This window comes from Sphaerisporangium siamense, from assembly GCF_014205275.1.
Taxonomy (GTDB): Bacteria; Actinomycetota; Actinomycetes; order Streptosporangiales; family Streptosporangiaceae; genus Sphaerisporangium; species Sphaerisporangium siamense.
This window is the reverse complement of sequence record NZ_JACHND010000001.1, coordinates 1087394-1106619: the sequence shown is the minus strand read 5'-3', so window position 1 is coordinate 1106619 and position 19226 is coordinate 1087394. Positions and strand designations below refer to the sequence as shown.

The following is a 19226-nucleotide window of genomic DNA, read 5'->3' as shown; positions in this document are numbered from 1 at the left end:
TCAAATTGCCGCCGCCGATCCCCTATCGGCGGCGGCAATTCGCCGAGCCGGCAAAACCGTCCACGTCTTCAGAGGTGTCCGAGGCATGCCTGAAATCGCCCACGAGGTTCTTGAATACCTGTGCTCGGCCGAGGCCCGCGGCGAGCGTGCCCACGACCTGTTCTCCCGGCTCCCGCTCCGGGCTCCGGTGGTCCGCCTGCGCCGGGCCTGGATCGTCTCCGGCCACGGCCTCGTCACGTCCCTGGCCGTCAACCCCGGCCTGGTCATGCCGCCGCCGGACTTCCCCGCGCGGACGCGGGCGGCGAGCCCCGGGTTCGTCGAGTTCTTCCGCTCGTCCATGTCCACGCGGCCCGCCGCCGACCACCGCCGGCTGCGCGGCGTGCTGACCAAGGAGTTCTCCGGCCGCGCGGTCGAGCGGCTGCGCGCGCCGATCCAGGCGCTGGCCGACCGGCTGATCGACCGGATGGCCGCCCGCGGCGGGGGCGACTTCGTCTCGGAGGTCGCGGTGCCGCTGCCCGTCCTGGTCACCTGCACCATGCTCGGACTGCCCGAGGAGGACTGGGACCAGGTGCTGCGGTGGGCCAAGGCCCTGACCGCGCACATCCACAGCAGCTTCCCCGGCGGCGCGGAACCGGGCGCCGACCCCATGTCCGAGGCGGAGTTCGCGCGCATGCGCGACTACGTCGGCGACCTGGTGGAACGGCGGCGCGGCGGCCTCGACCTGGTCTCCCGGCTGAACGCGGCCAAGGAGGCGGGCGCGATCGATCATGACGAGGTCGTGAACCTCATCATGCTGCTGTTCATGACCGGCTTCGACACGGTCACGGTGGGCCTCACCAACACCCTGCTCTGCCTGCACCGCAACCCCGGCGTGGCACGCGCGCTCCGGTCGGACCCAGGGCCGGCGCCCGCGGTGTTCGCCGAGGCCGTCCGCCTGCACACCCCGACCGTCATGGGCGCCCGCGTCGCGACCTGCGACATCCGGACGGGTGAGCTGGACATCCGGGCGGGAGACACCGTGCTGCTGCTGTACGCCGCCGCCAACCTCGATCCCGCGAGGTTCCCCGACCCGTTGGCGTACCGGCCGGACCGGGAACGCGGGGCCGGCGTGTCGTTCGGCCACGGCACCTACTTCTGCGTCGGCGCCGCGCTCGCGCCGCTGCAGGCCGAGGCCGTGCTGCGGCGGCTGGCCCGGATGACGCCGGCGCCGGTGGTGGACGCCACCGGCCTGGCCTGGCGCGACGAGCTCGCCTTCCACGGCCCGGCCACGCTCCCGCTGTCCATCCCGGCGGAGGTGGCCGCATGACGGTCATCAGGACCGCGTCCGTCCTGCAGGCCGAGGAGACCGACTGCGGCGCCGCCTGCCTGGCCATCGTGCTGGCCTGGCACGGCAGGCACGCGCCGCGCCACGAACTGCGCGCCACCTGCGGCGCCGGACGCGACGGCCTGCCGGTGAAGGCCCTGGTGCGGGCGGCCGAGGAGTACGGCCTGCGCGCGGAGGGCAAGCGCGTCACGCTCACCCCGGCGCAGCCGGTGCCCGCCGGGCTGCCCGCCCCCGCCGTGCTGCTGATGCACCGCGGCCATTTCGCGGTCTTCGAGGGGGTCTCGCGGCGGGGGCGGGTCATGCTCAACGACCCGGCCGTCGGCCGGCGCGCGCTCGACCCCGTGGAGTTCGCCGCCGCCTTCACCGGCGTGGCGCTGCTGTTCTCTCCCGGCCCGGACTTCCGCGCCGAGGGCCGCCCGCGGGGCGTGCTGGGGACCAGCCTGCGGTGGCTGCGTCCGTACGCGGTGCTCGCGACCCTGGCCACGCTGGCCGGGCTGCTCGCCGTCGCCTGCTCCATCGGCGCGGCGTTCGCCGTGCGCGCCGTCATGTGGGGAAGCCGGGACGACCTCGGGCGGCTGGCGGGCTTCGGCCTGGCGGCGCTCACCGCCGGAGTTGCCGTCGGCGTGCTGGTCCAGCAGCGCCTGCTCGACCGGATCATGCTGGCGATGGCCCTGGAGCGCTCCCGGCGGCTGGTGCGGCTGCTGCTGCGCCTGCCCGGGTCGTACTTCCACCGCAGGTTCACCGCCGGTGTGGCGGCCAGGACCCAGCTGCCCGACACCATCGCGCTCCAGATCACCACCATGGTGCTGCCCGCGCTCGCCAACGCGGTCGCGCTGGCCGCCGTCCTGGTCGCCATGGCCGTGCTCGCCCCGTTGCCCGCGGCGATCGCGCTGGCCGGCGCGGGCCTCAACGCCGTCGTGATCCGCCGTGCGGCCGACCGCGTCCGCGGGGCGCACGGCGAGGCCATGACCGAGCAGTTCACCCAGGAGAGCCAGATGCTCGCCGGCCTCGGCCGCATCGAGGCCGTCAAGGCGGAGGGCGGCGCGGCCGAGCTGCTGCGCGAGTGGGTGCGGACGCAGGAACGCGGCGTCGAGCTCGCCGAGCGCATGGCCGGCGTACGCCGCCGGCACACCGCGGCGATCACCGCGATCGACGCCGTCACCGGGCTCGCCGTCCTGGTCATCGGCGCCCTCCAGGTCGCGGCCGGGCACGCCGGCGTGCCGGACAACGTCGCCATGCTCACGCTGCTCGGCGTTTTCCAGGCGGGCGCGGCCGGACTGGCCCGCTCCGGCCTGGACCTCGGCCGGCTGCGGAGCGCCTTCGCCATGCTGGAGGACGTCGAGGAGCCGGTGCCCGACCCCCGCTACGCGGTACCGGCCTCCTACGACCCCGCGCTCGCGCCGCTGCCCGGCCACCTGGAGGTGCGCGACATCACCTTCGGCTACGACGCCAACCGGCCGCCCCTGCTGCACGGCCTGTCCCTGGACGTGCCGCCCGGATCGCGCGTGGTCGTGGCGGGCGCGAGCGGCAGCGGGAAGAGCACCCTGGCCCGGGTGCTGATCGGCGCCGCGCGGCCGTGGACGGGGGAGGTGCTGCTCGACGGCACCCCCATCGGCGAACTGCCCCGCGACCTGTGGCTGCGCTCGGTCGCCTACGTCGGGCAGCAGCCCGTCCTGCTGGAGGGCACCGTGGCCGACAACCTCGCCTTCGGCGACCCCGGCGTGCCCGAGTGGCAGATGCGCCAGGCGCTGGCGGCCGTGTGCCTCGACCGTGTGATCGAGCTGCGCGGCGGCCCGGACCACGCAAGGGTCCACCCCGACGGCCGCAACTTCTCCGGCGGCGAACGGCAGCGCCTCGCGCTCGCCCGGGCGCTGTGCCGCGAGCCGAGCGTGCTGATCCTCGACGAGGCCACCAACGCCCTGGACGAGGAGCTGGAGCGGGAGATCGACCTGCGCCTGCGCCGCCGCGGCATCACGATCGTGGAGATCGCCCACCGGCTCACCACGGTACGGCCCGGCGACCAGGTGATCGTCATGGACCGGGGCGAGGTCGTCCAGCGCGGCTCCCACGCCGTGCTGGCCGCGGGCCCCGGGCCCTACGCCGAGCTGATGGGGAACGCCCGATGAACCGCCTGCCGCACGCCGGGCTCACCGGCCGCCGCCTGCTCGGGTTCGCCCTGCGCGGCGGGCGCGGGCACGTCGCCGTCACGACCGGGGCCGGTCTGATCGCCGCCGTGCTGAACTTCGCCACGCCCGTCGGCGCCCTGCTGCTCATCGGCGCCCTCACCGCGGGCCGGACCGGCCTCGCGGTCGCGTGCGCCGCGGCGCTCCCGGCCGCCCTGCTGCTCACCACGCTGCTCGGAGCGGCGCGGGACCGCGCGGCCACCCGGACGCAGAGCCACATGCAGCGGACGCTCGAACCGGCGGTCTGGGACCGGCTGCTGAGCCTGGACCTGCCCTTCTTCCGCCGCCACCCCGTGCGCCGCCTGTTGCGCCGGGCGCAGGGCGTCGGCCTGCTGCGCGGCATGCTCGGCTCCGGCGGACTCGACGCCCTGCTCGGGGCGCTGTTCACCGCGCTGGCGCTGACCCTGCTCGCCGTGCTCGACCCGTGGCTGGGCGTGGCCGCCCTCGCGCTGTCGGCCGTGATCCTGGCCGGACTGGCCTGGCTGGCCCGGCGGCAGCAACGCCACGACGAGGAGGTCTACGAGAGCGTGGACGACGTCCAGGCCCTCATGTACCCCGCGCTGCTGGGCATCGACGAGATCCACGCCTACGGCGCGGAGGCCGTCGTCATCGACCGCTGGCAGCGGGCCTTCCACCGGCAGAAGACCGCCGACGACGCGGGCCTGCGGTACGCCGAGCGCGCCGCGGCGCTCATCGCCGCCGCGCAGCCCGCCTTCCTCGCCGTCACGCTGCCCCTCGCGCCGGCGGCCGGGCGGGACCCCTCCGCGTACCTCGTCATCGCGATCGCGGCGATCCAGCTCACGATGGCCCTCGGCCGCCTCAACTCGGTGCTCCAGCTCCTGTTCTCCGTCGGCCCGGTGCACGCGCGGCTGCGTCCCATCCTGACCGCGCGGCCGGAGAGCCCGCCCGCGGCGGTCGCGCCGTCCGAGCCGACCGGCCTGATCGAGCTGGAGAACGTCTCCTTCGCCTACCGGACCGACGACGGGACCGACTGCCGGACCGCCTGCCGGACCGCCTGCGGGCCGATCCTCGACGGCGTGAGCCTGAGCATCCGGCCGGGGGAGTTCGTGGCCGTCACCGGACCGTCCGGGGCGGGCAAGTCCACGCTGCTGCGGCTCATGCTCGGCCTGGACCGGCCGCTCTCCGGCCGCGTCAGCTACGACGGGCAGGACCTGGCCGCGCTGGACCTGGACGCGCTGCGCGCGCGGATCGGTTACGTCCCCCAGCAGGGCACGGCCCCGCGGGGAGACGTGCGCTCGGTCATCCTGGGCGGCCGGTCTGAGGACGACGACCTGGCCTGGGAGGCGGCCGAGCTGGCCGGCATCGCCGGCGACCTGCGCGCGCTCCCGATGGGCCTGGCCACCCGGGTCAGCGACGGCGACGCCGGCTTCTCCGGAGGCCAGCTCCAGCGCCTGCTCATCGCCAGGGCCCTGGCCAAGCGGCCTCGCGTGCTGCTGCTCGACGAGGCCACCAGCGCCCTGGACAACCAGGTGCAGAGCGAGGTGGCGGACGCCGTCGCCCATCTCGGGATCACCCGCGTCGTGGTGGCCCACCGGCTCAGCACCATCCGACAGGCGGACCGAGTCCTCGTCGTCGCCGACGGGGCGCTACGAGAGGAGAGGTTGTGAGCCGCACCATCCGCTTCAAGCGGTACGTCATCCCCTACGTCGTGCCGGGAGACGCCGTCTATCTGACCTCCGAGCGGCCCGGCCGGACACGGCTGGAGGGCGTCCTGATCGAGAAGATGGCGCCGCTGCTCGACGGCAAGCACAGCCGGCAGGACATCGTGATGTTGCTCGCCGAGGAGTTCCCCGCCGCGCGCGTGGAGCGCGGCCTCGACCGGCTCATGGCCGCCGGCCACGTGATCGAGGCCGACCCCGGGAGCGACGCCCGCGCCGCGGGGTACTGGGAGGCCGCGGGGCTGGACGGCGACGCGGCCCTGGCGGCGCCGGCGGCCACCCCGGTCGAGGTGGTCGCGGTCGGCGACGTGCGCGCCGAGTGGTTCACCGCAGCCGCCCGCGCCGCCGGGCTCGGGATCGGCGGCGACGAGCCGCCCGCGCTGCGCGTCGTGCTCACCGACGACTACCTGCGGCCGGAGCTGCGCGACCTCGGCATGTCCACGCCGTGGCTGCCGGTCAAGCCGGTCGGCGTGACGATATGGGTGGGGCCGATCTTCGAGGCGGGCGTCACCGGATGCTACGAATGCCTGCACGTCCGGCTGGCCGCCAAGAACATGCTGGCCTCCTACCTGCGGCAGCGGGACGCCCTGCCCGAGGGCCTGGAGGTGTCCTCGATCACCGGCACCCCCGTGTCGGTGAGCCTGGCCACCAGGCTGGCCGCGCTGCACGCGGCCAAGTGGGCGACCGGGGTGTTCCGCGCCGACCGCGAGCGCCGCGCCCGATACGGCGAGCTGCCCGGCCTGCTCCCGGTGGAGCAGGCGGAGGTGATCACCGTCGACGGTCTCTCCCTGGACGTCCGGCACCACGCGGTGCCGAAGCGCCCCCAGTGCCCCCGCTGCGGCGACCCCGGCCTGCAGTCCGCCCGGCACCGCAGGCCGGTGACGCTGCGGAGCACGCCCAAGGCGGCCGTCTCCGACGGCGGCCACCGGGCCCGGGACCCGCAGGAGTTCCTCGACGCGCACGCCCACCTGATCAGCCCCGTCACCGGCACGATCAGCAACCTGATCAAGATCCCGCTGAAGGTGGACGGGCTGCACGCCTACACCGCGGGCCAGAACTTCGCCGTCCCCATGCGGAACGCGGCCGACCTGCGGGCCGGGCTGCGCAGCATGAGCTCGGGCAAGGGCATGTCGGACGTCCAGGCCAGGGCCAGCGCGGTCGGCGAGGCCATCGAGCGGTACTCGGTGCTGTACCACGGCGACGAGGAGCGCGTCACGGCCTCCTACCGGGAGCTCGGCCCCGAGGCCGCCATCGCGCCCAACGAGGTCAACCTCTACAGCGATCGCCAGTTCGCCGACCGGGACGCCTGGAACGCCCGGCCCTCGCACTTCCACCGGGTGGCCGTCCCGTTCGACCCCGACGCGCGCATCGAGTGGACCCCGATGTGGTCGCTCACCCACGGCCGCCGGCGGTACTTCCCCACGTCCGGGCTGTTCTTCAGCTATCCGAACCCGGCCGGGCCGATGTTCACCGGCGCCGACTCCAACGGCTGCGCGGCCGGGACCTCGCTGGAGGACGCCGTGCTGCAGGGCTTCATGGAGCTGGTCGAACGCGACACGGTCGCCATGTGGTGGTACAACCGGCTGCGCCGCCCGGCCATCGACCTGTCCACCTTCGACGTGCCGTACTTCGGCCGGTGGCGGGAGTGGTACCGCTCGCTCGGCCGCGAGACGTGGGTCCTCGACATCACCAACGACCTCGGCGTCCCGTCGGTCGTGGCGGTCTCCCACCGGGTCGACAAGCCGGTGCAGGACATCCTGTTCTCCTTCGGCGCCCACTTCGACGTCAAGGTCGCCATCGGCCGGGCGCTCAGCGAGATGAACCAGTTCCTCACCGCCGTCATCGGCGTCAACGCCGACGGCACCGGCGCCTACGCCTTCGACGACCCCGACCAGCTCCACTGGTGGCGCACGGCCGTGCTGGACGAGCAGGACCACCTGCTGCCGGCCGAGGACGCGCCCGCGCGGACCGCCGCCGACTTCACCGACCCCACGGGCGCCGACCTGCTCGACGACGTCGCGCTCGCCCGGCACGTCGTCGAGTCCAAGGGGCTGGAGATGCTCGTGCTCGACCACACCCGGCCCGACATCGGCCTGCCGGTGGTGAAGGTCATGGTGCCCGGCCTCAGGCACTTCTGGCCGCGTTACGCGCCCGGCCGCCTCTACGACGTCCCCGTCGAGCTGGGCTGGCTGGACCGGCCCCGCACCGAGGACGAGCTCAACCCCATCGCGATGTTCCTCTAGGAGATGCCATGATCGCAGACAGGTACCTGGTGTTCCGCGACGGCGTCGCGGCGCGGTCCCTCGACGAGGACGGTGGCGACGGCGGGAACGGGCTGGAGGTGACCCTCGGCGACTGGGGCGGCCTCCGCCTGCGCAACGTGCGCCCCGCCGTCCAGGAGGCCCTGCTGAGGCTGCTCAAGGGGCCCACCTCCGACCAGGAGCTGCTCCGGGACGCGCCGGAGGTCGGCCACGTCCTGACCCGGCTCGGCCACCTCGTCGTGACCAGCCTGCCCGCCGCGGGCCTCGACCACCTGCGGGTCGAGCCGCGCACCCGCGACGCGGCGTACACACCGACGGCGATCGGCCCGCGCACGCCGGTCCGCCTGTCGCGCTTCGCCTACCTGCGCGCCAGGGACGGCCGGCTGGTCGTGGAGTCGCCGCTCAGCCTGTTCCGCGTGGTCGCCCGCACGCCGGCCGCCCGCGCCCTGCTCTGCGGGCTGGCCGAGGAGACGACCGCGGTCGAGCTGGCCGGGCCCGACCTGCCCATCGGCCTGGTGGAGGAACTGCTCGCCCACCTGGCGGGAGTGGAGCTGGTGGAACGGGCCGACGCGCCCGACGACCCGGTGCTGCGCCAGTGGGAGTTCCACGACCTGCTGTTCCACTCGCGCAGCAGGACCGGCAGGCACGACGAGCTCTTCGGCGGCCGTTTCCCGCACCGCGGGTCGATCGAGCCGCTGCCGGCGGTCCGCCCCGCGCCGGAAGGCGAGGGGCTGGCGCTGCCACGCCCGGACTTCGAGGAGATCGCGGCCCGCGACCCCGGGCTGCTGATCGCCATGGAGGCCCGTCAGTCCGTCCGCGACTACGGGCCCCGGCCGATGGCGCTGGGCGAGCTCGCCGAGTTCCTCTACCGGGTCCACCGGGTGCGCGGCCGGTACGGGCCGCGCACGGGCGACGGCATGCCGTACGAGGGCGCGACGCTGCCGTGGCCGTGCGGCGGGGCCAGTTACGAGCTGAGCCTCTACCTGACCGTGCGCCGCTGCGAGGGGCTGGAGCCCGGCATCTACTACTACGACCCGGAGGCGCACCGGCTCCACCTGGTCAACGCCGCCGAGGACGACCGGGAGACGCTGGCCCGGCTCGGCTCCCTGTCCACCGGCGGGTACGCCGACCCCGACATCGTCGTCACGATCACCTCCCGCTTCCAGCGGCTGTCGTGGAAGTACCAGTCCATCGCCTACGCCGTCACGCTCAAGCACGTCGGCGTCCTGTACCAGACGATGTACCTGGTGGCCACCGCCATGGGCCTGGCGCCGTGCGGGCTGGGCAGCGGCAGCCTGGAGCCCTCCAGCCGCATCCTCGGCCTGGACTGGCTGCGGGAGTCGGCGGTGGGCGAGTTCCTGCTCGGCAGCCTGCCCGAGCGGCTGCCGCCCGCGGAGGCCGAGGGGCGCGCCCCCGACTGGCGCCCCGGCAACGACCCCGAGTGGGCCGTCAAGGCCAAGGCGATCCTGCGCGGAGAGATCGATGGCCAGGCCACCGCTGGTTGAGCGGGTCTGCGGCCTGCCCGTGCGGGCCGTGGACGCGCTGGCCGCGCCCGAGACGATGGCCGCCGTACGGCAGGCCCTCGCCTGCCGGGCGACGGCCGAGGCGCTGGCCGGGCCGCTCGGCGACGCCCTCTACCGGCTGGTGCCGGCGCTGGCCCCCGCCGTGCGCCGCGCCGCGCTGCGGATCCGCCGCGACAGCCACAACCTCAGGGCCACGCCTGAGGCGGTGCGCGCGCGTGTGCTGGCCCACGCCGACCCGGCGACCGCCGACCTGCTCACGGCCTTCGCGCAGGCGGTCACCGGGCACGAGGAGTGGCTGGCCAAGGCGGCGGAGGCGGCCGAGGCCGAGCTGGCCGCCTCGGTCCGCGCGACGCTGCGGTGGCTGAGGACGCCCGGCATCCTCGAGGCGCTCGCGCTGGCCGGCCCCCTGTTCACCGCCGAGCTGCTGGCCGCGCGGGCGCCGGACCGTGACGCGCGGCTGGTCCGCAGCGCCGTGTCCTACCTGACCAGGACGGCGCTCAAGCCGAGCCCGTTCGCCGGCCTCGCCACGGTGGGCGTGCCGGGAGGACGGGCGGGGCGGGCGGTGTCCTCCTCGCGCACGGCGGCGCTCGCGCTGCTGCGGGACCTGGCCGAGCGCCCCGACGGGCCGTCCTGGCAGCCGGTGGTGCGCAACCCGAGCCTGCGCGTGGCCGGGGGGCGCGTGCGCGGGCTGCTGCCCGTCTACACCCGCGCCCACGGGGTGTTCTTCCGCGACGACGAGCTGACCGACTGCGGGGACGCGGACGCCTGGGCGCGGCTGCCCGCCGGGGCCGTGCCGCTGCGCAGGGCGGCCGAGCTGATGGACGTCCCCCTGCGCGCCGCCCGCCGCATGATCGCCACCGGCCTGCTGCTGCCGGTCACCCCTTGGGCGCTTGCGGACGGACGGCACTTCACGGCGCTGTCCGCCGCGCTCGCGGCGCATGCCGCCGGCGAGGACCTCGCGGGGGCGGTGGCCGGGCCGGCGCGGCTGGAGGCGGAGCTCGCGCGGGCTCCGGCCGCCGACCGTGTCGCCGGCTCGGCCGCCTGCGGGCAGGCGCTCGCCTCCGCCTTCGGACGGCCGCCGCGCTGGCTGGACGCCGTGCCGCTCTTCCACGAGGTCGTCGCGCACGGGAGCGCGGCGCGCGGGCCGGACGAGCGGCTGGCACAGGTGGCGAGCACGCTCACGCCGGGCGTCCGCCGGCTGGCGCTGTACGACCGGCTCGTCGAGTTCTTCCTGCACCGGCACGGCGCCGGCGGGACCGCGCCCGACCTGCTGGCCTTCTGCTACGACTTCCTCACGACGGCGGGCATGGACCCGTTCCCGGCCGACCGGCCGTCGCCGGCGCGGCACGGCCTCGGGGGGCACGGGACGCTCGGGGCCGCCATGAGCACCGTCTTCTACCAGACCGCCGGCGACCTGCTGGTCGTCAACCGCGTGCACTCCGGGTTCGCCGGCCTGATCGCGCGCTGGGCGGTGGTGCCGGAGCTGCACGACGCGCTGGCGGCGACCATCGCCGCGTGGCTGGGGGAGCGCCATCCCGGCTGCCGCGTCTACCAGTGGTCCGCCCACGCCGACTGGGTGGACTTCCAGCGTCCCGCCCTGAGGAGCCTGCCGTACGTCTCCTGGGGCGCGGAGTTGGCCGGGGAGGGGGTGACCGACCTGCGCGGGTTCACGTTGCGGCACGATCCCGGCACCGGCACGCTCCAGGCGGCCGATCACACCGGCCATCCCGCCGCCCTCGCCTACCTGGGGGCGATCCCGCCGGCACTGATGCGCGGCGTGGAGAGGGTCGTCCACACCTTGTGCGACCCATGGACGGCGTCCCCGCCCGGCGGCGACGCGTCCGGCCACGTCCCGCGCCTGGAACGCGACGGGGTCGTCTACCGGCGGGAGCGCTGGCGGGTCGCGCCCGACGAGATCCCCCGGCCGGGCGCGGACCTGGTGGGCTTCCTGGCGGAGGTCGAGCGCTGGCGGACGGGGCTGGGCCTGCCCGCGGAGGTCTTCCTGCGCCAGCGGGGGCCGCGGGCGGGCGTGGCGCGCCCGGAGAAGCCGCAGTGGCTCGGGTTCGACCACCCGCTCGCCGTGTGGACGGCGCTGCGGCAGGTACGCGGGGACGCGGCGGTGGTCGAGCTGGTCGAGGCGCTGCCCGGCAGGGACGACCACGGCGACGAGCACGCCACCGAGTACGGAGTGATGGTGCGCCATGGGTGAGTGGCTGTACTACCGGGCCTACGTCACCGACCTCGACAAGATCCGCGACCTTCTCGCGGACGTGGTAAGCCCGGCCATCAGCAATCTAAAGACGAAATTTCCTGATTTGCAGTGGTTCTATCTCCAGTACATCGACCTCCTGGGCCTCCACCTCCGCCTCCGCCTCTACGGCGAGCAGGACCAGATCGCCGCCTACGAGGACGAGCTGGACGGGCCGCTGAACGCCCGCGCCGAGTCCGTGCTGAAACGGCTCTACGAACCCGAGCACGACAAGTACGGCGCGGCGGGCGTGCCCTTCGCCGAACGCGTCTTCCAGCTCGGCAGCGAGGCCGCGCTCGCCTGCGCGGGCGCCCGGCGCCGTGCCGCCCGGGTGTTGTGCGGCGCGGCGCACACCGACCTCATCGTCCGCGGGCTGCCGCCACGCTCGCGCGTGGCGTTCCTGCACCAGTACGCGTGGTACTGGTCGGGCCGTGGCCTCAGAACGGCCGTCTGGCCGGTGCCGGCGACCGCCCGCGTCGCGCCGGGACCGGGCCGGGCGCCCGCGGCGAAGCTGCGCGCCCACATCGACGGCGTCCTGGCCGACCCGCACGCCCGGCGGGTGCTCACCGGCTACGCCGGCGACTTCTGGGCGATGCTGGGCTCGGCCGCGCGACCGCGCACCCGTACCGACTTCACCCTGGCCTTTCACCACATCCACCTGATGAACAACCGCCTCGGGGTGGCCCCGGGCGAGGAGGCGCAGATAGCCCGTCTGCTGTGGGTGGAGGCGCATGACACCTGTCACACCGAGGTTCTGAAGGATCGGCCTACCGGCGACGCGGCGGAGATTTCTAAGGTCGGATCATGACAGAGAAGCCGGTCATCGAAGTCCACGGCCTCCGCCAGAAATACGGGGACTTCACCGCTGTCGACGATATTTCCTTTCAAGTGCAGCCCGGTGAAGTGTTCGCCCTTCTCGGCACGAACGGCGCCGGCAAGACGACCACCATGGACGTCCTGGAGGGCTACCTGAAGCCCTCGGCCGGCACCGTACGGGTCCTGGACCACGACCCCTTCGCGCAGCGTGCCAAGATCGCCGATCGGATCGGCGTCATGCTGCAGGAGGCGGGGTTCTTCCAGGACCTGACGGTCGGCGAGACGATCAAGGCGTGGCGGCGCTTCACGGTGAACCCCCGCGGCGTCGCCGAGAGTCTGGAACTGGTCGGGCTGGAGTCCAAGGCCAGGACCCGGGTGCGGTGGCTGTCGGGCGGCGAGCGCCGCAAGCTGGACCTGGCGCTGGCCGTCCTCGGCCGGCCGCGGCTCCTCTTCCTCGACGAGCCGACCACCGGCCTGGACCCGGACGCCCGCCGGGCCACCTGGAGCTACCTCGCCGGGATCGTGCGTGAGGGCGTGTCCATCCTGCTGACCACGCACTATATGGAGGAGGCGGAGTTCCTCGCCGACCATGTGGCGATCATGGACAGCGGGCGGATCGTCCGCCAGGGCCCGATGAGCGAGGTCATCGCGCGCGGCGCCGACACCAGGATCACCTTCCGCGCCGACGCCTCGACCCGGGCCGACCGGCTCCCGGTGTTCCCCGGAGCCCGGGTGGAGGAGCGCGGCCCGGTGCTGGAGATCCTCACCGGCGAACCGCAGGCGACGCTGCTGGCCCTGCTGACCTGGGCCGAGCAGAACTCCGTCGGTCTCCAAGACCTCGAGGTGCGCGCCGCCTCCCTTGAGGACGTCTTCCTCGACGTCGCGGCGCAGGGAAGGGCAGTGGTATGACCTGGTTACGGCACTTCCACGCGCAGTTCCTGCTGTCGCAGCGGGTCTACTGGCGCGACATCGGCTTCGCCCTGACGGCCGTCCTCGTGCCGCTCGGCCTGGCGCTGGCCTACCCCATCAGCCAGCACCGCAAGGGCACGCTGTTCGGCTTCGACGCCGGGGTGTTCCTGCTGCCCGGGTTCATCGCGTTCACGCTGTTCTGGATCGTCTACAACGTGATCAACTCGGCGGCGGCCCGGCGGGACGGGCTCATCTACAAGCGGCTGCGCGGCACGCCGCTCAGCGACATGGCCATCCTCACCGGCGAGGCGGTCAGCGGCACGGTGGTGAGCGTCATCCAGATCGCCGTCCTGGTCACGGTCGGGCTGGTCGTGCTGGACTCCCCGGTCCCCAGCAACGTCCCGCTGCTCATCCTCGCCGTGCTGCTGGGCGCGATGATGTTCGCGGTCATCGCGATCGGCTTCTCCGGACTGCTGCCCAGCGCCGAGGCCTCGACCTGGATCGTCACCCCGGTGATCGCGCTCATGGCGGCGGGCTCGGGGGTGTTCGCCCCCCTGTCCAGCCTGCCGGACTTCCTGCAGACTCCGGCGCAGTTCCTGCCCAGCACGGCGGTCGCCGCGATCGTCAGGACCGCCTACCTCGGGCTGGACTTCGCCAGCGACCCGGCCGGCACGGCGATCCCCCAGCAGGTGGACTTCCTGGGCTCCCTGCACGCCTGCGCCGAGCCTCTCGGCGTGATGTGCGCCTGGATCGGCATCGGGTTCGGGATGGCCCAGCAGTTCTTCCGGTGGGATCCTCGACACAAATGACCTTGCTCACCCCGCAGCGCGTCACGCGGGCCGTGGCCGCTGTGATCGTCCTGGTCACGATCGGCTACGTCGGCGAGCCCGCCGCGTACTGGCTGACCGCCGTCCCGCCCCCCAGCCCAGGCCAGATCGTCCTGGCCGGGCTGGGGGTCGCGGCGTTCCTGGCGACCGCCTTCCGCGTGGTGGGGGAGACCCTGACCTACGGCGCGGGCGGTGACCGGCGCCTGCTCGACCTGGCCATCTGCGGCAGCGCCGCCTTCGCCATGCCGCTGTGCTTCGGGCCGCTCTGGCTGGCCCTGCCGGCTCTGCTGGCCGGGTTCGCCGCCATCACCCTGGCCCCGCGCCGCACGCTCGTCGCGGTCCCGCTGCTCCTGACCGGGCAGGCGCTGGTCGGCGGCGCCGAGCTGGCGCCGCTCGGCGGGCTCGACCTGGTCGACCTGATCCTGCGCACGGCGCTCACCGCGATCATCGTGGGCGCGCTGGGCTGGCTCGGCCACTTCGCCGAGGAGGTCTTCCGCGGCCGGGCCGAGCTGGCCCAGCTCGCCGTGGTGGAGGAACGCCTGCGCTTCGCCCGCGACCTGCACGACGTGCTGGGGCACGCGCTGTCGGTCATCGGGCTGAAGAACGAGGTGGCGCTGCGGCTGCTGGAGCGCGATCCGCGCCGGGCGGCCACCGAGATCGAGAGCGCCCGGCAGCTCGCCGCGGACTCCGTGCGCGACCTGCGCAGTCTCGTGCGCGGCTACCGCAACCCCACGCTGGCCGACGAGGTCGCCGGGGTGTGCTCGATCCTGGAGCTGGCCGGGATCCGGTGCGACGCGGACGCCGCGCCGGTGGGGCTGCCCCAGGACGTGCAGGAGGTGTCCGGGTGGATCGTCCGCGAGGCGGGCACCAACATCCTGCGCCACGCCAAGGCCACCACCTGCACGATCAAGCTGCGGGTGAGCGGCGGCGACCTGCTCGTGGAGATCGTCAACGACGGCGCGGGCTCCCTGCGCGCCTCCGGCTCCGGGCTCACCGGCCTGGCGGAGCGGGTGGCCGCCGTGGACGGGGAGTTCAGCGCGGAATCCAGTCTGGGCAGGTTCACGCTGCGGGCGAACCTGCCGCTCACCAAGGGGGCGCGCACATGATCCGCGTCGTGATCGCCGACGACGAGCGGCTCATCAGGGAGTCGCTGGAGATGATCCTTTCGCTGGAGGACGACATCGAGGTCGTCGGCACCGCGGACCGCGGCGACCTGGTCGCCGGCCTGGCCGACCGGCACGACGCCGACGTCGTGCTGCTCGACATCGACATGCCGGGGCTCGACGGCCTCCAGACGGCGTCCCTCCTGGCCGCCGCCCGCCCGGGGCGCGGGATCGTCATCCTCACCGGGCACGCCAAGCCGGGCTACCTGCACCGCGCCATGCGGTCGGGGGTCCGGGGCTTCCTGTCCAAGGGCACGATGTCGGCCGGCGCGCTCGCCGAGGCCGTGCGGACCATCCATCGGGGCGGCCGCTACATCGACCCCGAGCTGGCCACCGAGGCCGTCGCGCTGGGCACCAGCCCGCTGTCGCCGCGGGAGACCGAGATCATCCGGCTGTCCGGCGACGGGCTCACCTTTCCCGAGATCGCCGGACGCCTGCACCTGTCGGAGGGAACCGTGCGCAACTACATGTCCTCGGCCATCACCAAGCTCGGCGTGGCCAACAAGGTGGCCGCGTACCGTGCCGCGAGCACGGCGGGCTGGTTATGATGCGAGCAAAGGCACAGGCCGTACTCGCCGACTTACCCCGAAATGTCGGGGTTTTGGTGGATTTGTATAAGGATATCCACCAGAATCCCGAGCTTTCCGGGGAGGAGAACCGCACGGCCGACACCTTTGCCGCCAGGCTCGGCTCGGAAGGCCTCCAGGTTCTCCGGTCCGTTGGCGGGCACGGTGTGGTAGGCGTGCTCGCCAACGGGCCGGGTCCCACCGTGCTGCTCCGCGCCGAGCTCGACGCCCTGCCCCTCGCCGAAGAGACCGGCCTCCCCTACAGCGCGCGCGGGCCCGCCATGCACGCCTGCGGCCACGACGCCCACCTCGCCTGCCTGGCCGGCGCCGTACGCCTGCTGGCCCGCCGCCGCGACCAGTGGTCGGGCACGCTTCTCGCGGTCGGGCAGCCCGCGGAGGAGACCCTGACCGGCGCCCGCGCCATGCTCGACGACGGCCTGTACGACCGCTTCGGCCGCCCGGACGTCGCCCTGGCCCAGCACCTGATCCCGCTGCCCGCCGGAACGGTCGCGCACGGCGCCGGCCCGGTGCTGATGGCCGGCACGGCACAGCTCGACGTCACGATCCACGGCGAGGGCGGGCACGCGGCGGCCCCGCACCTCGCGATCGACCCCGTCGTCACCGCCGCCGCCGTCGTGACCCGGCTGCAGGCGGTGGTGGCCCGCGAGACCAACCCCCTGGAGCCCGTGGTGGTCACGGTCGGATCCCTGCACGCGGGCAGCCGGTCCAACGTCATCCCCGCCACGGCCACCATGTCGATCACCGTGCGCGCGTTCTCCGACGAGCAGGTGGACCGGACGGTGGCGGCCGTCTCCCGCGTCGTCCGCGCCGAGTGCGCCGCCTCCGCCGCCCCCGACCCGGACATCGCCGTCACCGCCCGCGCCCCGGTCAACCGCAACCACGACGCGGCGGCCCGCCGGGTGCGCCGGGCGCACGAGAGCTGCCTCGGCCCGGTCGCGCTCCAGCCCCCGACGATGGCGAGCGAGGACTTCCCCCACTTCGCCGCGGCCGGCGAGGTGCCCACGGCGTACTGGTACGTGGGCTCGCTCTCGCCCGGGTCCTGGGCCGGGGCGCCCGGCGACACGCCGCTCGCCAAGCTCGCCTCCGTGCCCGCCAACCACTCGCCGCGCTTCGCCCCCGACCCCGAGCCCACCCTGCGCACGGGCACCGCCGCATTGACCGTGGCCGCGCTCGCGCATTTCCTGGAGGACTAATTTTGTCTTAAGAGTGCCGGCGCGCCATCGCCTGGAACGGCCCGGGAATTTATCCTGAGAGTATGAAGAGAATAGGCATCGTCGCCCTCGTCGTGGTCGTCTTCGCAATTCTCGCCCAGCACAACGCCAAGGCCGAAATCGCAGGTCGATGCCCGGAAAAAGCTCCTGTGGGCAGTGAATTCATACGCACGGTACACCTGTGGGGAATTCCCTACGACCTGTACCGCGTCCGGCGTGCCGACGGCGCCGACGATTACGTCCAGGTTTACTGCTGACGGCTGCCGCCGGGGTCACCCCGGGAGGAGCGCGAAGCCGGCGCCCGGAGCGGCCGGCCGGGGAAAGCGCGCGACGAACCGCGCCCCGGACGGGCTGTCCTCAAGGACGAGGGTGCCGCCGTGGTCCTCGGCGATCTGCCGGGCGATCGGCAGGCCCAGGCCGGTGCCGCCGCTGTCCTTGGCACGCGCCTCCTGCAGGCGGGCGAAGCGCTCGAAGATGACCTCCCGCTGTTCGGGCGGCACCCCGCTCCCGTCGTCGTACACCTCCAGCACCGCCGCGTCGCCCCGGTGCTCGACGGTGACCATGACCACGGAGCGGGCGTGGCGTTCGGCGTTGTCCATGAGGTTGTGCAGCAGCCGCGTGAGTCCGACCCGCTCCCCGTAGACCATCACGCCGCTGCCGAACCTCCTGACCACCCTCACCTTGCCCGGCCGGTGGTCGAGCTCGCCGTCCACCAGGACGGCGAGGTTGAGGAGGTCGTGGTGGCGCATGACGCCCGCGTCGAGCCGGGAGATCTCCAGCAGGTTGGTCACCAGGTCCTGCAACCGCTCGACCGACTCCAGCAGCCTGCCGGCGGTCTCCACCCAGTCGGTCTCCTCCCCGCCCATGAGCGCCTCCTCGATCTCGGTGCGCATCCCCGCGAGGGGGTTGCGCAGGTCGTGGGAGGTGTCCGAGGCGAACCTCAGCTGGCCCTGGATCGCCGCGTGGGCCCGCTCCAGCGTCTGGTTGGCGGCCCGCGCCAACTCCTTGAACTCGTCGTCATGGCTCGGCAGCGGAACCCGCTCGCCCAGGGTGGAGGGCCGGATCGTGGCGAGCTTCCTGCTGATGGCGCGCACCGGCCGCAGGGTCCTGCCCATCATCCAGTACGTCCCGAACGCGGTGGCCATGATCAGCAGCAGCGAACCGCCGACGAGCCCCGCCAGCACGGCCGGGGTGCCGTAGAGCGCGGGCTCGGGCGCGGCCAGCGACAGCGTCAGGGCGGCGGCGAGGCAGACCAGCGCCGCGGCGGCGCTCGCCACGGTGGTCACACGGGTCTTGACGGAGCGGTGCCGCCACGCTCTTCGACTGGTCATCCTGCGACGTCCCGGCATCGGCTGGTACAGGTCCAGCCAATCAATCCCCCGGACCCGGGACGCGTCCGCCCCGTCATCCGGGCCATGCTCCTGATGTACCCGGCGCCGGCCCTCCTGTCTCAGCGCCCGCGGTCACGGTCTCCCCGCCCCCCGGGCGGTGGGCACGGCGGGCGGGGAGGGCAGACTCGTGCGGGTGAAGCGCATCCTCATCATCGGCATCGGCGCCGGGGACCCCGATCACCTGACCCTGCAGGCGGCCAAGGCGATGGCCCGCGCCGACGTGTTCTTCGTCCTGGACAAGGGCGAGGCCAAGGACGACCTGATCCGGCTGCGGCGGACCCTCATCGAGGCGCACGCCGAGGCCCCGTACCGCGTGGTCGAGGCCGGCGACCCCGAGCGCGACCGTACCGCCGCCGCCTACGGCGCGGCGGTGGACGACTGGCGGTCCCGCCGCGCGCGGATCTGCGAGCGGCTCGTCCAGGACGAGCTCGCCGACGGGCAGACCGGCGCGTTCCTGGTCTGGGGCGATCCGGGGCTGTACGACAGCACGCTCGCCATCGTCGAGGAGATCCTCGCCCGGGGCGCCGTCCATTTCGACTACGAGGTCATCCCGGGCATCAGCAGCGTGGCCGCGCTGGCCGCGCGCCACCGCGTGAGCCTGACCCAGGTCGGCCGCCCGGTGCACGTCACCACCGGCCGCCGCCTGGCCGAGGACGGCCCCACGGCCGACGACCTGGTCGTCATGCTGGACGCCCACACCGCCTTCGCCGGCCTCGACGGCGACTTCCACATCTACTGGGGCGCCTACGTGGGCACCCCCGACGAGATCCTGGTGGAAGGCCCCGTCCCCGAGGTCACCGACCGCATCCGCGACCTCCGCGCCGAGGCCCGCCACCGCAAGGGCTGGATCATGGACACCTACCTGCTGCGCCGCCTCCGATGAAGGGACGCTCCGGGGCACGGGCCCGTTCCGTGAATCGTCGCCGCCCGGTCTGGAAAGCGTCATGAGCAGGCTCCCCGCATCATCGAACGCAACCTCGTGGCATGAATCGGTACCGGGGGTCGTGTCCCGATCGGGGAGCCGCCGACGTGTCCGGCGTGTGGCGGCGGCTTCGCGAGCCCCGTGCGGACGGCCGCCGCCTTGTTTCGTGGGGGGCCGGCCGG

At 73.9% G+C, this 19226-nt stretch carries 15 protein-coding genes; 14 read left to right on the top strand and 1 reads right to left on the bottom strand.

Annotated features, from left to right (window positions below):
* Positions 1–85: 85 nt before the first annotated feature.
* The 13 genes from BJ982_RS05145 to BJ982_RS05085 all read left to right on the top strand — a co-directional run bounded on the left by BJ982_RS05145 (position 86) and on the right by BJ982_RS05085 (position 16988).
* Positions 86–1306: a cytochrome P450 gene (locus tag BJ982_RS05145; protein WP_184877053.1), complete on the top strand. Its 1221-nt coding sequence runs from the start codon at positions 86–88 to the stop codon at positions 1304–1306.
* Positions 1303–3450, top strand: coding sequence for an ATP-binding cassette domain-containing protein (locus BJ982_RS05140; protein WP_184877051.1), 2148 nt, complete (start codon positions 1303–1305; stop codon positions 3448–3450). Before BJ982_RS05145 ends, BJ982_RS05140 begins: the two co-directional genes overlap by 4 nt.
* Positions 3447–5135, top strand: a complete 1689-nt coding sequence (locus tag BJ982_RS05135; RefSeq protein WP_184877048.1) for an ATP-binding cassette domain-containing protein — start codon at positions 3447–3449, stop codon at positions 5133–5135. The genes BJ982_RS05140 and BJ982_RS05135 overlap by 4 nt, the downstream gene beginning before the upstream one ends.
* Positions 5132–7429: a TOMM precursor leader peptide-binding protein gene (locus BJ982_RS05130; RefSeq protein ID WP_184877046.1), complete on the top strand. Its 2298-nt coding sequence runs from the start codon at positions 5132–5134 to the stop codon at positions 7427–7429. The genes BJ982_RS05135 and BJ982_RS05130 overlap by 4 nt, the downstream gene beginning before the upstream one ends.
* Before the next feature lie 8 nt (positions 7430–7437).
* Positions 7438–8952, top strand: a complete 1515-nt coding sequence (locus tag BJ982_RS05125) for a SagB/ThcOx family dehydrogenase (protein WP_184877044.1) — start codon at positions 7438–7440, stop codon at positions 8950–8952.
* Complete coding sequence (locus BJ982_RS05120; RefSeq protein ID WP_184877042.1) at positions 8930–11179, top strand: hypothetical protein; 2250 nt, start codon at positions 8930–8932, stop codon at positions 11177–11179. Before BJ982_RS05125 ends, BJ982_RS05120 begins: the two co-directional genes overlap by 23 nt.
* Positions 11172–12026 carry a thiopeptide-type bacteriocin biosynthesis protein gene (locus tag BJ982_RS05115; protein WP_184877040.1) on the top strand — a complete coding sequence of 285 codons (855 nt, stop codon included), beginning with the start codon at positions 11172–11174 and terminating at the stop codon, positions 12024–12026. Before BJ982_RS05120 ends, BJ982_RS05115 begins: the two co-directional genes overlap by 8 nt.
* Positions 12023–12943, top strand: coding sequence for an ABC transporter ATP-binding protein (locus tag BJ982_RS05110; RefSeq protein ID WP_184877038.1), 921 nt, complete (start codon positions 12023–12025; stop codon positions 12941–12943). Before BJ982_RS05115 ends, BJ982_RS05110 begins: the two co-directional genes overlap by 4 nt.
* Positions 12940–13752: an ABC transporter permease gene (locus BJ982_RS05105; RefSeq protein WP_184877037.1), complete on the top strand. Its 813-nt coding sequence runs from the start codon at positions 12940–12942 to the stop codon at positions 13750–13752. Before BJ982_RS05110 ends, BJ982_RS05105 begins: the two co-directional genes overlap by 4 nt.
* Positions 13749–14876, top strand: a complete 1128-nt coding sequence (locus tag BJ982_RS05100; RefSeq protein ID WP_184877035.1) for a sensor histidine kinase — start codon at positions 13749–13751, stop codon at positions 14874–14876. The genes BJ982_RS05105 and BJ982_RS05100 overlap by 4 nt, the downstream gene beginning before the upstream one ends.
* Positions 14873–15481, top strand: a complete 609-nt coding sequence (locus tag BJ982_RS05095; RefSeq protein WP_184877033.1) for a response regulator transcription factor — start codon at positions 14873–14875, stop codon at positions 15479–15481. Before BJ982_RS05100 ends, BJ982_RS05095 begins: the two co-directional genes overlap by 4 nt.
* Positions 15478–16713, top strand: coding sequence for an amidohydrolase (locus BJ982_RS05090; protein ID WP_184877031.1), 1236 nt, complete (start codon positions 15478–15480; stop codon positions 16711–16713). Before BJ982_RS05095 ends, BJ982_RS05090 begins: the two co-directional genes overlap by 4 nt.
* Positions 16714–16775: 62 nt before the next feature.
* On the top strand, positions 16776–16988 hold the full coding sequence (locus BJ982_RS05085) for a hypothetical protein (RefSeq protein WP_184877029.1): 213 nt from the start codon (positions 16776–16778) through the stop codon (positions 16986–16988).
* A gap of 15 nt (positions 16989–17003) precedes the next feature.
* On the opposite strand, the gene BJ982_RS05080 is transcribed toward BJ982_RS05085, so the two are convergent.
* Positions 17004–18062: a sensor histidine kinase gene (locus BJ982_RS05080; RefSeq protein WP_184877027.1), complete on the bottom strand. Its 1059-nt coding sequence runs from the start codon at positions 18060–18062 to the stop codon at positions 17004–17006.
* Positions 18063–18255: 193 nt separating this feature from the next.
* Between BJ982_RS05080 and cobF the strand changes: the two genes are divergently transcribed.
* Positions 18256–19005, top strand: a complete 750-nt coding sequence (cobF, locus tag BJ982_RS05075) for a precorrin-6A synthase (deacetylating) (protein WP_184877025.1) — start codon at positions 18256–18258, stop codon at positions 19003–19005.
* The last annotated feature ends 221 nt before the right edge of the window (positions 19006–19226 follow it).

What these genes read in the sequence shown, in the direction of transcription:
- BJ982_RS05145 (WP_184877053.1), top strand. Translation starts at nt 86, where the DNA reads ATGCCTGAAATCGCCCACGAGGTTCTTGAATACCTGTGCTCGGCCGAG.
- BJ982_RS05140 (WP_184877051.1), top strand. Translation starts at nt 1,303, where the DNA reads ATGACGGTCATCAGGACCGCGTCCGTCCTGCAGGCCGAGGAGACCGAC.
- BJ982_RS05135 (WP_184877048.1), top strand. Translation starts at nt 3,447, where the DNA reads ATGAACCGCCTGCCGCACGCCGGGCTCACCGGCCGCCGCCTGCTCGGG.
- BJ982_RS05125 (WP_184877044.1), top strand. Translation starts at nt 7,438, where the DNA reads ATGATCGCAGACAGGTACCTGGTGTTCCGCGACGGCGTCGCGGCGCGG.
- BJ982_RS05120 (WP_184877042.1), top strand. Translation starts at nt 8,930, where the DNA reads ATGGCCAGGCCACCGCTGGTTGAGCGGGTCTGCGGCCTGCCCGTGCGG.
- BJ982_RS05115 (WP_184877040.1), top strand. Translation starts at nt 11,172, where the DNA reads ATGGGTGAGTGGCTGTACTACCGGGCCTACGTCACCGACCTCGACAAG.
- BJ982_RS05110 (WP_184877038.1), top strand. Translation starts at nt 12,023, where the DNA reads ATGACAGAGAAGCCGGTCATCGAAGTCCACGGCCTCCGCCAGAAATAC.
- BJ982_RS05105 (WP_184877037.1), top strand. Translation starts at nt 12,940, where the DNA reads ATGACCTGGTTACGGCACTTCCACGCGCAGTTCCTGCTGTCGCAGCGG.
- BJ982_RS05100 (WP_184877035.1), top strand. Translation starts at nt 13,749, where the DNA reads ATGACCTTGCTCACCCCGCAGCGCGTCACGCGGGCCGTGGCCGCTGTG.
- BJ982_RS05095 (WP_184877033.1), top strand. Translation starts at nt 14,873, where the DNA reads ATGATCCGCGTCGTGATCGCCGACGACGAGCGGCTCATCAGGGAGTCG.
- BJ982_RS05090 (WP_184877031.1), top strand. Translation starts at nt 15,478, where the DNA reads ATGATGCGAGCAAAGGCACAGGCCGTACTCGCCGACTTACCCCGAAAT.
- BJ982_RS05085 (WP_184877029.1), top strand. Translation starts at nt 16,776, where the DNA reads ATGAAGAGAATAGGCATCGTCGCCCTCGTCGTGGTCGTCTTCGCAATT.
- BJ982_RS05080 (WP_184877027.1), bottom strand. Translation starts at nt 18,062, where the DNA reads ATGACCAGTCGAAGAGCGTGGCGGCACCGCTCCGTCAAGACCCGTGTG.